13 protein-coding genes are annotated in these 13,767 nt (G+C 61.5%); 12 read left to right on the top strand and 1 reads right to left on the bottom strand.

Features of this window, described 5'->3' with window-relative positions; all coding sequences use genetic code 11:
• Positions 1 to 3: 3 nt before the first annotated feature.
• The 12 genes from ACA071_RS18320 to ACA071_RS18265 all read left to right on the top strand — a co-directional run bounded on the left by ACA071_RS18320 (position 4) and on the right by ACA071_RS18265 (position 12,893).
• Positions 4 to 879, top strand: a complete 876-nt coding sequence (locus ACA071_RS18320) for a substrate-binding periplasmic protein (RefSeq protein WP_497640438.1) — start codon at positions 4 to 6, stop codon at positions 877 to 879.
• Positions 879 to 1,640: a quinoprotein dehydrogenase-associated SoxYZ-like carrier gene (locus ACA071_RS18315; RefSeq protein WP_497640437.1), complete on the top strand. Its 762-nt coding sequence runs from the start codon at positions 879 to 881 to the stop codon at positions 1,638 to 1,640. Before ACA071_RS18320 ends, ACA071_RS18315 begins: the two co-directional genes overlap by 1 nt.
• Before the next feature lie 15 nt (positions 1,641 to 1,655).
• On the top strand, positions 1,656 to 2,594 hold the full coding sequence (locus tag ACA071_RS18310) for a quinoprotein relay system zinc metallohydrolase 1 (RefSeq protein WP_497640436.1): 939 nt from the start codon (positions 1,656 to 1,658) through the stop codon (positions 2,592 to 2,594).
• Between the two features lie 307 nt (positions 2,595 to 2,901).
• The gene (locus ACA071_RS18305) at positions 2,902 to 4,680 is read left to right on the top strand and encodes a PQQ-dependent methanol/ethanol family dehydrogenase (RefSeq protein ID WP_497640435.1); all 1,779 of its coding nucleotides are present in this window, start codon (positions 2,902 to 2,904) and stop codon (positions 4,678 to 4,680) included.
• Positions 4,681 to 4,899: 219 nt separating this feature from the next.
• A complete protein-coding gene (exaC, locus tag ACA071_RS18300; RefSeq protein ID WP_497640434.1) occupies positions 4,900 to 6,420 on the top strand; it encodes an acetaldehyde dehydrogenase ExaC in 1,521 nt (506 codons plus the stop codon).
• A 257-nt stretch (positions 6,421 to 6,677) separates the two neighbouring features.
• On the top strand, positions 6,678 to 6,749 hold the full coding sequence (gene pqqA / locus ACA071_RS18295; protein WP_003253598.1) for a pyrroloquinoline quinone precursor peptide PqqA: 72 nt from the start codon (positions 6,678 to 6,680) through the stop codon (positions 6,747 to 6,749).
• Positions 6,750 to 6,804: 55 nt separating this feature from the next.
• Positions 6,805 to 7,719, top strand: a complete 915-nt coding sequence (gene pqqB, locus ACA071_RS18290; protein WP_497640433.1) for a pyrroloquinoline quinone biosynthesis protein PqqB — start codon at positions 6,805 to 6,807, stop codon at positions 7,717 to 7,719.
• 69 nt (positions 7,720 to 7,788) lie between these two features.
• Entirely contained in the window at positions 7,789 to 8,541 is a 753-nt protein-coding gene (gene pqqC, locus ACA071_RS18285) for a pyrroloquinoline-quinone synthase PqqC (RefSeq protein ID WP_497640432.1), read from the top strand.
• Entirely contained in the window at positions 8,538 to 8,810 is a 273-nt protein-coding gene (pqqD, locus tag ACA071_RS18280; RefSeq protein WP_497640431.1) for a pyrroloquinoline quinone biosynthesis peptide chaperone PqqD, read from the top strand. Before pqqC ends, pqqD begins: the two co-directional genes overlap by 4 nt.
• Complete coding sequence (gene pqqE / locus ACA071_RS18275) at positions 8,788 to 9,930, top strand: pyrroloquinoline quinone biosynthesis protein PqqE (protein WP_497640430.1); 1,143 nt, start codon at positions 8,788 to 8,790, stop codon at positions 9,928 to 9,930. Before pqqD ends, pqqE begins: the two co-directional genes overlap by 23 nt.
• An 88-nt stretch (positions 9,931 to 10,018) precedes the next feature.
• The gene (gene ercA / locus ACA071_RS18270) at positions 10,019 to 11,182 is read left to right on the top strand and encodes an alcohol dehydrogenase-like regulatory protein ErcA (protein ID WP_497640429.1); all 1,164 of its coding nucleotides are present in this window, start codon (positions 10,019 to 10,021) and stop codon (positions 11,180 to 11,182) included.
• The gene (locus ACA071_RS18265; RefSeq protein WP_497640428.1) at positions 11,166 to 12,893 is read left to right on the top strand and encodes a PAS domain-containing hybrid sensor histidine kinase/response regulator; all 1,728 of its coding nucleotides are present in this window, start codon (positions 11,166 to 11,168) and stop codon (positions 12,891 to 12,893) included. Before ercA ends, ACA071_RS18265 begins: the two co-directional genes overlap by 17 nt.
• On the opposite strand, the gene ACA071_RS18260 is transcribed toward ACA071_RS18265, so the two are convergent.
• Positions 12,878 to 13,762, bottom strand: coding sequence for an aldose 1-epimerase (locus ACA071_RS18260; protein WP_497640427.1), 885 nt, complete (start codon positions 13,760 to 13,762; stop codon positions 12,878 to 12,880). The genes ACA071_RS18265 and ACA071_RS18260 overlap by 16 nt on opposite strands.
• Positions 13,763 to 13,767 lie beyond the last annotated feature (5 nt).

Here is a 13,767-nt window from a genome sequence, read left to right as displayed (position 1 = left end):
TCCATGCGCCTGCTCGCGGTGTTGATCAGTGCTGTGTTGCTGTGCTGCCAGGTGGCGCAGGCGCAGGTCCGTACCTATGACCAAATGATCGCCGCCGGAGAGCTGAAAGTCGCGGTGTACAAGGATTTCGCCCCCTACAGTTTTGAAGATGCCGGCCAGCCGCGCGGGGTGGATGTCGACCTCGCGCAAGCCTTGGCCACGGCGCTGGGCGTGAAGCTCAAGCTGGTCTGGGCCCCGGCCGGCGAGAAGCTCGACGACGACCTGCGCGATTACATCTGGCGAGCCAGTCAGTTGCATGATCAGCAACTGGCCGACCTGATGATGCGCGTGCCCTACGACCGCGATTACTCACAAAAACGCAACGAGCTCGGTGAGCTGGAAAACGATCACGTGGTGATGTTCGGCCCGTACCAGAACGAACAATGGCAAGTCGCTTATGATCGCCGCCGGTTGGACTCGGTGGGCAGCGTTGCGGTGTTCGAACAGCATCCGATCGGCGTTGAAGTCGACAGCGTGCCATCGTTCTACCTGACCTCGGTGTTCAACGGCATGCTCGCCGCCAAGACCCACCACTATCCGGGTGTACCCCAGGCCTTTGCGGCGATGAAGGCCGGTGAAGTCGATGCGGTGATGGCGATGCGCGGTGAGGTCGACTGGCAGGTGCATGAAGCCAACGATCCGCAAGTGGCGTTGGCGGAAAACGCCTACCCGAACATGGGCAAGCAACGCTGGGAGATCGGCATGGCGGTGCATGAAAGTAACCGTCAATTGTCCTATGCCCTGGAGGAAGCGCTGGAAGCCATGATCCGTGAGGGCTCGGTGCAAGCCATCTATGCCCGTTACGGCCTGCAATATGAAGTGCCGGAGATGTATCAATAGTGAACTGGCGAGCGAGTTGCCTGCTGGTCTGTTGGCTGCCGTTGGCCGCCCATGCGGTGGACATCGATCCGGGCCAGGACCCGGTGCCGTCGGTGATGTGGGCGTTCTATCACAAGCAAATGCTCGGCGATGCGCCGTTCGTGTTCGACGAGCGAGTCAAGCTGCTGGCGCCGCCATTCGCCGAAGATGCGCGCCAAGTGCCACTGGAAATCGACGCGCGGGCGTTCAAGGGCGAGGTGGTGAAAATCCTTGCCTGGGCCGAACTCAACCCGTTGCCAAAAATCGTCGATTTCCAACCGCTGGATCGAGTGCTGCCATGGCTGTCGATCCGTATCCGCATCGAGCAGGCCACGCCGTTGCGTGCGGCGGTGTTGACCCGTGATGGCGTCTGGCATGTCGGCTCGACCCTGATCGATGCGGCGGGCGGCGGTTGCACGGCGCCGAGCGTGGTGCGCACCCAGCCGGGCTGGGAAGAACACATTGGTGAAGTACTCGGCGGGCGTTATCCCCGTGGCGAGTTCAGCCGCGTGCGCGTGCAGGTGGCGCACCCGATGGACAACGGCATGGTCAGTGGCATCCCGGAATTTTTCATCAACCACGCCGAACTGCGTGATCAGAACGATCAGTTGCTGGCCACGCTGGAACTGTTTCCCGCCGTCAGCGAAAACCCCAACCTGGCCTTCGACATCGAAGGAGCAGGGCAGACGCGCCTGTTGCTGCGCGACAACAGCGGCAATCAGTTCGATGCGGCCATCCCCTGACCCAAGGAGCGCGCGATGCGCTGGATCCTGCTGTTGTTGATCGGTTTGAGCCTGCCAGCGCTGGCGGAGCTTGAATATTCACTCAAGCCCCGGCTGATCGCTGCCGACACCTGGCTGCTGGAAGGCAGCACCGACAATTTCGCCAAGGCCAACGGCGGCAACATCGTCAACACCGGGTTCATCGTCACCGAGCGCGGGGTGGTGGTGATCGACACCGGGCCGTCGAAACGCTACGGCGAAGCCATGCGCAAGGCAATTGCGGCGGTCACCGATAAACCGGTGATCGAAGTGCTGCTGACCCACCATCACCCCGATCATGCGCTGGGCAATCAGGCGTTTACTGATGTGCCGATCGGCGCGTTGGCCGGTACCACCGAGCTGCTGCATCAACAGGGCGATGCCATGGCCGAGAACATGTATCGGCTGGTGGGCGACTGGATGCGCGGCACCGAAGTGGTATTGCCCACCGAGACGCTGACGCCAGGTGTGAAAAGTTTTGGGAACCACGATTTGCGCCTGCTAAGCCTGGGTGGGCATACCGGCGCGGATCTGGCTATTCTCGACCAGCAAACCGGCGTGCTGTTTGCCGGGGACCTGGTGTTTTATCAACGGGCTCTGACCACCCCGAACAGTCCGGGGCTGGCGGTGTGGCTGGCGGACATCGCCACCCTGCAAGGCTTGCCCTGGACGCTGATCGTGCCTGGCCACGGCCCGCTGGCCACGGATGCCAAACCCTTCGAGCAAATGCGCGACTACCTGACCTGGCTCGATCAACTGCTGCGCGACGGCGCCGCCAACGGCAGCGACATGGCCGAGATGATCCGCAGCCCCATCCCCGAGCGTTTTGCTGGCATCAGCCTGAGCCGCTATGAACTGATTCGCAGTGTCAGCCATTTGTACCCGCGCTATGAGCGCGCACAAATGACCCGCGTCGATTCCACCGCGGACCAGTGACCCTACCAACCCTTGTAGCAGCTGGCGAAGCCTGCGTTCGGCTGCGCAGCAGTCGTGAAATCAGAGTTCGCGGTGCATCAGGCAAACCGTGCAAGTAGGGTTTACGACTGCTGCGCAGCCGAACGCAGGCTTCGCCAGCTGCTACAGGTTGAGTTGAGCCCTTTCGGGTTGGGATCATCGGACCCGGTACTAAGGAACTAGCAATCTCCACACTGCGGGTAATTGTTGCAAGGGCGGCGGCGGCCAAGAATCTGCACCAGACCGGGAAAATTTCCCGGGTATAACAAAAACCGCAGAGGTAGCCGTCATGACCCAACCCGCACGTCGCCAACCCTTCGTCTTGAGCGTGCTGCTCAGTGCCATGCTGTTGTCCGGCTCGGTATTGGCTGCCGTCAGCGACCAGGACATTCTCCAGGACCCCAAGAACCCGGAGCAGATCGTCACCAACGGTCTGGGCGTCCAGGGTCAGCGCTACAGTCCTCTGGACACCCTCAATGTCGACAACGTCAAGGATCTGCGGCCGGTCTGGGCCTTCTCTTTCGGCGGTGAAAAACAGCGTGGCCAGCAAGCGCAGCCGATGATCAAGGACGGCGTGATGTACATGACCGGTTCTTATTCACGGGTGTTCGCGGTGGATGCGCGCACCGGCAAGAAGCTCTGGCAATACGATGCGCGCCTGCCCGATGACATCCGCCCGTGCTGCGACGTGATCAACCGGGGTGTGGCGCTGTACGGCGACCTGGTGTTCTTCGGCACCCTCGATGCCAAGCTTGTGGCCCTGAACAAGGACACCGGTAAAGTCGTTTGGAGCAAGAAAGTCGCCGACCACAAGGAAGGCTATTCGATCAGCGCCGCACCACTGGTGATCAACGGCAAACTGATCACCGGCGTGGCCGGTGGCGAGTTCGGCGTGGTCGGCAAGATCTCCGCCTACGACCCGAAAAACGGCGAGCTGCTGTGGGTTCGGCCCACCGTCGAAGGCCACATGGGCTACGTCTACAAGGACGGCAAAGCGATAGAGAACGGCATCTCCGGCGGCGAAGCGGGCAAGACCTGGCCCGGCGACTTATGGAAAACCGGCGGCGCCGCGCCTTGGCTCGGTGGCTACTACGACCCGGAAACCAATCTGCTGCTGTTCGGCACCGGCAACCCGGCGCCATGGAACTCGCACCTGCGTCCTGGCGACAACCTTTACTCCTCATCGCGCCTGGCACTGAACCCGGACGACGGCACGATCAAATGGCACTTCCAGAGCACGCCCCACGACGGTTGGGACTATGACGGCGTGAACGAGTTGGTGTCGTTCAACTACACCGAGGGCGGCAAAGAAATCAAAGCTGCCGCCACTGCGGACCGTAACGGTTTCTTCTACGTGCTCGACCGCACCAACGGCAAGTTCATCCGTGGCTTCCCGTTCGTGGACAAAATCACTTGGGCCACCGGCCTGGATAAGGACGGCCGGCCGATCTACAACGAAGCCAGCCGCCCCGGCGCACCGGGCACTGAAGCCAAGGGCAGTTCAGTCTTTGTCGCGCCGGCGTTCCTCGGTGCGAAAAACTGGATGCCGATGGCCTACAACAAGGACACCAAGCTGTTCTACGTGCCGTCCAACGAGTGGGGCATGGACATCTGGAACGAAGGCATCGCCTACAAGAAAGGCGCGGCGTTCCTCGGTGCCGGTTTCACCATCAAACCGTTGAACGAAGACTACATCGGCGTGCTGCGCGCCATCGATCCGGTCACCGGCAAAGAAGTCTGGCGCCACAAGAACTACGCGCCGCTGTGGGGCGGGGTGCTGACCACCAAAGGCAATCTGGTGTTCACCGGCACGCCGGAAGGTTTCCTCCAGGCCTTCAATGCCAAGACCGGCGAGAAAGTTTGGGAGTTCCAGACCGGCTCCGGTGTGCTCGGCTCGCCTGTGACCTGGGAAATGGACGGCGAACAGTACGTCTCGGTGCTGTCCGGTTGGGGCGGCGCAGTTCCACTGTGGGGCGGCGAAGTGGCCAAGCGCATCAAGGACTTCAATCAGGGCGGGATGCTCTGGACGTTCAAGTTGCCGAAAGACCTGGTCGTAGCCAAACACTGATCGCTGCCACTGATCGTTCCCACGCTCCGCGTGGGAATGCCTCTACGGACGCTCCGCGTTCGGCTCTTGATATTCCCACGGGTCGCGTGGGAACGATCACCTACTACCAAATAACGAGAGTCCCCCCTCCAACGGCGCATTCGCCCGGCACGCGGGGCTCTCTACTATCGGTTCATCGCCTGTTTGCCCGACAGGCACCGACCCAGACAGAGGCCCACCATGATCTACGCACAACCTGGCACCCCCGGTGCCGTCGTTTCCTTCAAGCCGCGCTACGGTAATTTTATCGGCGGTGAATTCGTGCCGCCGGTCAATGGCGAGTACTTCACCAACACCTCGCCGGTCAACGGTGAAGTGATCGCCGAGTTCCCGCGCTCCAGCGCCGCCGACATCGACAAAGCCCTGGACGCCGCCCACGCGGCCGCCGATGCCTGGGGCAAGACCTCGGCCCAGGACCGCTCCTTGGTGCTGCTGAAAATCGCTGACCGTATCGAGCAAAACCTGGAAATCCTCGCCGTCACCGAAACCTGGGACAACGGTAAAGCCGTGCGCGAAACCCTCAACGCCGACGTGCCACTGGCCGCCGACCATTTCCGCTACTTCGCCGGCTGCATCCGCGCCCAAGAAGGCGGCGCCGCTGAAATCAATGAGCTGACCACCGCCTATCACTTCCACGAGCCGCTGGGCGTGGTCGGGCAGATCATCCCGTGGAACTTCCCGCTGCTGATGGCTGCCTGGAAACTCGCCCCGGCCCTGGCTGCCGGCAACTGCGTGGTGCTCAAACCCGCTGAGCAAACGCCGCTGTCGATCATGGTTTTCGCCGAGCTGATCGCTGATTTGCTGCCGGCCGGCGTGCTGAACATTGTCCAGGGTTTCGGCCGCGAAGCCGGCGAAGCCTTGGCCACCAGCAAGCGCATCGCCAAAATTGCCTTCACCGGTTCCACCCCGGTGGGCGCGCACATCATGCATTGCGCTGCCGAGAACATCATTCCGAGCACCGTGGAACTGGGCGGCAAGTCGCCGAACATCTTCTTCGAAGACATCATGAGCGCCGAGCCGCAGTTCATCGAGAAGGCTGCTGAAGGCTTGGTACTGGCGTTCTTCAACCAGGGCGAAGTCTGCACCTGTCCGTCCCGGGCGCTGGTGCAGGAATCGATCTACGAGTCGTTCATGGTTGAAGTGATGAAGAAGATCGTCAAGATCAAGCGCGGCGATCCGTTGGACACCGACACCATGGTCGGCGCCCAGGCGTCCGAGCAGCAATACGATAAGATCCTCTCGTACCTGAAAATTGCCCAGGAGGAGGGCGCCGAGCTGCTCACTGGCGGCGCGGCCGAGCGGCTTGAAGGCGACTTGTCGACCGGTTATTACATCCAGCCGACCCTGCTCAAGGGCCACAACAAAATGCGCGTGTTCCAGGAGGAAATCTTCGGCCCGGTGGTGGGCATCACCACTTTCAAGGACGAAGCCGAAGCCCTGGCGATTGCCAATGACAGCGAGTTCGGCCTCGGCGCCGGCCTGTGGACCCGCGACATCAACCGCGCCTACCGCATGGGCCGGGCGATCAAGGCCGGGCGCGTCTGGACCAACTGCTATCACCTGTACCCGGCCCACGCCGCGTTCGGGGGCTACAAAAAGTCCGGGGTCGGCCGTGAAAACCACAAGATGATGCTCGACCATTACCAACAGACCAAAAACCTGCTGGTGAGCTACGACATCAATCCGATGGGGTTCTTCTAACCCCCAGGAGCACCACAACCCCCTGTGGGAGCGGGCTTGCTCGCGAAGGCGGCGTCATATTCAACTCGTGGGTTGACTGACCCACCGCCTTCGCGAGCCAGCCCGCTCCCACATTGGTTTTGTGTGTTTCTGACGATCCGCGATGACCCCCTACCAACGCACGCCGCCATCTCCTTCGAAAGTAGCATTCGGACCCTTGGCGCCCCGTGCATTAATGGCTTTACCGGAATTGCCCGGCACAAGAAGAGGATTGACCCATGTGGACTAAACCCGCGTTTACCGATCTGCGCATTGGCTTCGAAGTGACGATGTATTTCGCCAACCGTTGATTGTTCACCCGGCTAGCCGACGCGTTGGCCGGGCCTGCCTTCTGGAGCATTGCTCATGCACATCCGTGTTCTCGGGTCCGCCGCTGGCGGTGGTTTTCCGCAATGGAACTGCAACTGTCGCCAGTGCACGGGTGTGCGTAACGGCAGCCTGCGCGCCCAACGGCGCACGCAGTCCTCGATTGCGGTGAGCGACAACGGCGTGGATTGGGTGCTGTGCAATGCTTCACCGGACATTCGTGCGCAGTTGGAAAGCTTCCCGGCGTTACAACCGGCGCGCCGATTGCGCGACACCGCCATCGCCGGGGTGATCCTGATTGACAGCCAGATCGACCACTGCACCGGCCTGTTGAGCCTGCGCGAAGGCTGCCCGCATTCGGTGTGGTGCACCGAGCGGGTTCATGAAGATTTGAGCAGCGGATTTCCGCTGTTCAGCATGCTCAAGCACTGGAACGGCGGCTTGCAGTGGCAACCGATCGGACTGGACCGTGAGCCATTCAGCATCGCGGCGTGCGAACACCTGCAGTTTCGCGCAATCCCCTTGGTCAGCAACGCACCGCCGTACTCGCCCAATCGCGGCAATCCGCAGCCGGGCGACACCATCGGCCTGTTTATCGAAGACCTGCGCAACGGCGCCTCGGTGTTCTATGCGCCGGGCCTGGGCCAAGTCGACGAAGACGTACTGAGCTGGATGCAACGCGCCGATTGCCTGTTGCTGGACGGCACGTTGTGGCGCGACGACGAGATGCGTGTGTGCGAAGTCGGCCAGAGTCTGGGCAGTGAAATGGGGCATCTGCCGCAAAGTGGTCCTGGCGGGATGCTTGAAATCCTTGAGAGGTTCAATCGCCAGCGCAAAGTGCTGATCCACATTAACAACACCAATCCAATCCTTGATGAAGACTCTGCCGAACGGGCGTTGTTGGAGCGGCGGGGAGTTGAAGTGGCTTATGACGGCATGAGTCTTGTGTTGTAGCGGATGGCCCTTTCGCGAGCTTGCTCGCGATGAGGCCAGCCCAGGCATCGCGAAATCCGGAGAACCTCAATGACCAACCCCCCAATGTCCCCCACAGAATTCGAAGCCGCCCTGCGCGCCAAAGGCGCCTACTACCACATCCATCACCCGTTCCACCAAGCCATGTACGCCGGCCGCGCCAGTCGCGAGCAGATTCAGGGTTGGGTCGCCAATCGCTTCTATTACCAGGTCAACATCCCGCTGAAAGACGCCGCGATCCTCGCCAATTGCCCGGACCGCGACGTGCGCCGGGAATGGCTGCAACGTATCCTCGATCACGACGGCGAGCCCGGCAGCGAAGGCGGGATCGAAGCCTGGCTGCGCCTGGGCGAAGCGGTGGGACTGGAGCGTGAGCAAATCCTCTCCCAGGAATTGGTCCTGCCCGGCGTACGTTTTGCCGTGGACGCCTACGTCAATTTCGCCCGTCGCGCCTGTTGGCAGGAAGCGGCCAGCAGCTCCCTCACCGAACTGTTTGCCCCGCAGATCCACCAATCGCGCCTCGACGCCTGGCCCACCCATTACCCTTGGATCGATGCCGGTGGCTACGACTATTTCCGCACGCGCTTGAGTCAGGCGCGGCGCGATGTCGAGCATGGTTTGCGCATCACCCTTGCGCACTACGTCACGCTCGAAGGCCAGCAGCGCATGCTGGAAATCCTCCAGTTCAAACTCGACGTGCTCTGGAGCATGCTCGATGCGATGAGCATGGCCTACGAACTGGAACGCCCGCCGTATCACACCGTCACCCCCTCGAATGTCTGGCACCGGGGGATTGCCCTGTGAATTTGATCCGCCGCGAACAATCACCGTCCTTAAGACAGGGTTATCGCCTGCAATGGGAACCCCGGCAGGACTGCCATGTGCTGCTGTACCCCGAAGGCATGATCAAACTCAACGCGAGTGCCGGGCAGATCCTTGATCTCGTGGACGGCCAACGCAGTGTCGCGGCGATCATCGAACTCCTGTCGACCACGTTCCCCGGCGTGCCAGGCATCGACGTAGACGTGCTGACATTTCTGGAGGTGGCCCATGCTCAATTCTGGATCGAATAATGCACCGCCGGGTCCGCCACTGTGGCTGTTGGCCGAGCTGACTTATCGCTGCCCGCTGCAATGCCCGTATTGCTCCAACCCGCTGGACTTCGCCCAATCCGGCGAGGAACTGAGCACCGAAGAATGGATTCGCGTATTTCGCGAAGCCCGGGACATGGGCGCCGCGCAGCTGGGGTTCTCCGGTGGCGAGCCGTTGGTGCGGCAGGACCTCGCCGAGCTGATCAAAGCCGCGCGGGACATGGGTTACTACACCAACCTGATCACCTCCGGCATTGGTCTGACCGAGCAGAAGGTCCGTGACTTCAAGGTCGCCGGACTCGACCATATCCAGATCAGCTTCCAGGCCGCCGACGAAGCGGTGAACAACATGCTCGCCGGCTCGCGCAAGGCCTTCGCCCAGAAACTCGCGATGGCTCGCGCCGTAAAAGCCCAGGGCTACCCGATGGTGCTGAACTTCGTCACTCATCGGCACAACATCGACCGCATCGACCGCATCATCGATTTGTGCCTGGAACTGGAAGCGGATTTCGTCGAGTTGGCGACGTGTCAGTTCTACGGTTGGGCCGAACTCAATCGCGTCGGCCTGCTGCCGACTCGCGAGCAATTGCAGCGCGCCGAGCGCATCACTAACGAATACCGCGAACGGCTTGAAGCTCAGGGTCACCCGTGCAAGCTGATCTTCGTCACCCCGGATTACTACGAAGAACGCCCGAAAACCTGCATGAATGGCTGGGCCAACCTGTTTCTTGACATCACCCCGGACGGCACTGCGTTGCCATGCCACAGCGCCCGGCAGTTACCGGTGCAGTTTCCCAACGTGCGCGAGCACAGCATCGAACACATCTGGACCGATTCCTTCGGCTTCAACCGTTTTCGCGGCGATGACTGGATGAAAGAGCCGTGCCGCTCCTGCGATGAAAAACACAAGGATTTGGGCGGTTGCCGCTGCCAGGCGTTCATGCTCACCGGCGATGCCGAGAATGCCGACCCGGTGTGCAGCAAGTCGCCGCACCACGGGGTGATCCTCAAGGCCCGCGAAGAAGCCGACGCGCCGGGGCGGGGCATGGAACACCTGACGTTGCGTAATGAGAAGGCTTCGCGGTTGATCTATCGCGGCTGAGGTCTGCTACCCATTGGTCTGATTGCATTCGCAGCCGGATGCTTTAGTGTGGGTTCTACCTTCCAAAACAATAAAAACAGGCTTTCCAATGAGCCAGAATCTCAGCCAGCTGCGTAAATTCGTTTCGCCTGAAATCATTTTTGGTGCCGGTTGCCGGCACAACGTCGGCAACTACGCCAAGACCTTCGGCGCCCGCAAGGTGCTGGTGGTCAGCGATCCCGGGGTGATTGCCGCCGGTTGGGTCGCGGATGTCGAGGCCAGCCTGCAAGCCCAGGGCATCGATTACTTTTTATATAGCGACGTCTCGCCCAATCCTCGGGTCGAAGAAGTCATGCTCGGCGCCGAGCTGTACAAGGAAAACCACTGCGATGTAATCGTGGCGATCGGTGGCGGCAGCCCGATGGATTGCGGCAAGGGCATCGGCATCGTCGTCGCCCACGGGCGCAGCATTCTTGAGTTCGAAGGCGTGGACACCATCCGCGTGCCGAGTCCACCGCTGATCCTGATCCCGACCACCGCCGGTACGTCGGCGGACGTCTCGCAATTCGTGATCATTTCCAACCAGCAAGAACGCATGAAGTTCTCCATCGTCAGCAAGGCAGCCGTGCCAGACGTGTCGCTGATCGACCCGGAAACCACCCTGAGCATGGACCCGTTCCTGTCGGCCTGTACCGGCATCGACGCGTTGGTGCATGCCATCGAAGCCTTCGTCTCCACCGGTCACGGCCCGCTGACCGACCCCCACGCCCTGGAGGCAATGCGCCTGATCAACGGCAACCTGGTGCAGATGATCGCCAACCCGACCGACATCGCCCTGCGCGAAAAAATCATGCTCGGCAGCATGCAGGCCGGGCTGGCGTTCTCGAACGCGATCCTTGGCGCTGTACACGCGATGTCCCACAGTCTGGGCGGCTTTCTCGATTTGCCTCACGGCTTGTGCAACGCGGTGCTGGTGGAACATGTGGTGGCGTTCAACTACAACTCGGCGCCGGACCGCTTCAAGGTCATAGCCGAGACCTTCGGCATTGATTGCCGGGGCTTGAATCACCGGCAGATCTGCAAGCGTTTGGTCGAACACTTGATTGCCCTGAAACATGCGATCGGCTTCCACGAAACCCTCAGCCTGCACGGGGTCAGCACGGCTGACATTCCGTTCCTGTCGCAGCACGCCATGCACGACCCCTGCATCCTGACCAACCCGCGCGAATCCAGTCAGCGTGACGTCGAGGTCGTCTATGGCGAAGCCCTCTGAAGAGCAGCAACGGGCGCTGGCCGGATTACTGGGATTAGGCAGTCACTCGGCGCGCAAAAGCCATTACCCGGAACTCGCCGCGCGCCTGGATGAGCTGGAAACCGAGCGCAATCGCTACAAGTGGCTGTTCGAGAACGCCGTCCACGGAATCTTCCAGGCCAGCCTGCTGGAAGGCATGCGCGCCGCCAACCCGGCGCTGGCGCGGATGCTTGGCTATGGCGATCCGCAGGAGGTGCTGTTTTCGTTGGCGGATCTGGCGAGCAACCTGTTTGTCGGTGGTGCCAGGGAGCTGGAAACCATCGGCGAGATCCTCAAGACCGAACGCAGCCTGCACGGCTATGAAACACAGCTGCGGCGCAAGGACGGCAGCAGCCTCGACGTGCTGATGAACCTGTTGCTCAAGCCCGATCAGGAAGGGTTGGTGGAAGGTTTTGTCGCCGATATCACCGAACGCAAACTCGCCCAGCAGCGCCTGCAACAACTCAACGATGAACTGGAGCAACGCGTCACCGCACGCACCGACGAATTGCTCGAAGCCAACCGCAACCTGCAACAGCAGATCACCCAACGTAAACAGATTGCCCAGGCCTTGCGCGATGCCCGGGACGCCGCCGAGGCCGCCAACCGCAGCAAGGACAAATACCTCGCCGCCGCGAGTCACGACCTGCTGCAACCGCTCAACGCCGCGCGGTTACTGATCTCGACCTTACGCGAGCGCAAATTGCCTGACGTCGAGCAGGTGCTGGTAGAGCGTACGCACCAGGCGTTGGAAGGCGCTGAAGACCTGCTGACCGATTTGCTGGACATCTCCCGGCTCGATCAGGCCGCAGTAAAACCCGACGTTGCGCTGTATCGACTCGACGAATTGCTCGCGCCGCTGGTGTCGGAGTTCCAGTCGGTGGCCGAGGCGGCGGGGTTGAACTTGCGGGTGCACATGGGCGACTTCGCCATAAGCACCGATTTGCGGCTGATGACGCGGATTTTGCGCAACTTCCTCAGCAATGCGTTCCGCTACACCGATGAGGGCTGCATCCTGCTCGGGGCACGGCGTCGGGGTGAAATGCTGCGCCTGGAGGTCTGGGACACCGGGCGCGGGATTGCGCCGGATCGGCTGGATTCGATCTTCCTCGAGTTCAATCAACTGGACGTTGGCCGCGCTGCCGACCGCAAAGGCGTGGGCCTGGGACTTGCCATCGTCGAGCGCATCGCCAAGATTCTCGGCTACCGGATTCAGGTGCGGTCATGGCCGGGACGCGGTTCGGTGTTCAGCATCGACGTGCCGATTTCCCATGAGGTGCCACTGCCGATCAGCCTGGCCGCGCCGCAACCGGGTACCGGCAACCCGTTGCCGGGCCGACGCTTGCTGGTGCTGGACAACGAAATCACCATTCTCGAGAGCATGGGCGCATTGCTCGGGCAGTGGGGCTGCGAAGTGGTGATCGCCACGGACGAATTCTCTGCGTTGGCGGCGTTGCAGGGGCGAGCGCCGGAACTGATTCTGGCGGACTATCACCTCGATCATGGGGTGGTGGGCTGTGACGTGGTGCGGCACTTGCGTGAGCATTTTGGTCAGGCGATTCCGGCGGTGATCATCACCGCCGACCGCACCGACCAGTGCCGTCGCTCGTTACAACGCCTCGACGCACCGCTGCTGAACAAACCGGTGAAACCCGGCAAGTTGCGCGCGGTGTTGAGTCAGTTGCTGGGGTAGCTGAGTTCGCGGTATTGCAGGCTGAATCCCAGTTCAGTGGACTGGCCTTGCTCCAGCAAACGCAACCCCGGCCGACCGGGCAGGTGGTGCGCGTTGACCGGGTGGCTCACCGGTTCGATGCAGAAAAACCCCAGGCCCACCGGGCAGTACAGCAGGTAGTAATCGCTGCCGGTGGCTTGGCATTCCAGTTCATAACCCAGCTCGGGTTGCTGGATCAGGCAGTGACCGTCCCATTCGCAGAAACCGTTGTCCACCAGGGTGTCGGGTAAGGCCTTGAGCTGCTGGAAATCCCATTCTTCGGGGATCGGGCTGAGTTGGGTCGGCAGTTTGGCGGCGTCGCACAACCAGACTTGCCGGGCGGTTGCCTGCAATTGGGTGTGTGCGGTGCGTGGAAAGTAAGGGTGCAAACCGAGGCCGTGCCACACAGCGTGTTCGCCGAGATGGGTGACCTGCAAATCGATGCTCAACCGACCTTCACTCAGATGGAAACGTTGCTCGGCGCGGTAGGCGAAGGGGGTTGTGCAATCGAGTTGCAGGACGGCTTTGTTTCGGGTTTGGGAAACGACCCGCCACGGTTGTTGCCAGGCGCTGCCGTGGATGGGCAAGGGATCGGTGAGGCTGTTGGGCTGCAAGGCGAGCCAGCCTTCGGGACAGTCGAAACCACCTCCGGAAATTCGGTTTGACCAGGGGGCCAAGGGATAACAACCGAGTTTGCCAGGCAGGCCGGTGTTCAGCGCCTGTTGGTCACTGTGACGCAACAGCGGCTGACCGGTGCTGCGTACCGTCCAGTTGACGATGCTGGCGCCGAGCTCGGGGGCGAGGGTGAGGTGGGTGAGGTTGTCTTCGAGTTCGAGAATCGTTGGGGTCATGGTGA

The sequence above is a fragment of the Pseudomonas sp. LBUM1646 genome, from assembly GCF_059716165.1.
The sequence above is the reverse complement of the archived record's forward strand: the minus strand, read 5'-3'. Positions and strand labels throughout refer to the sequence as shown.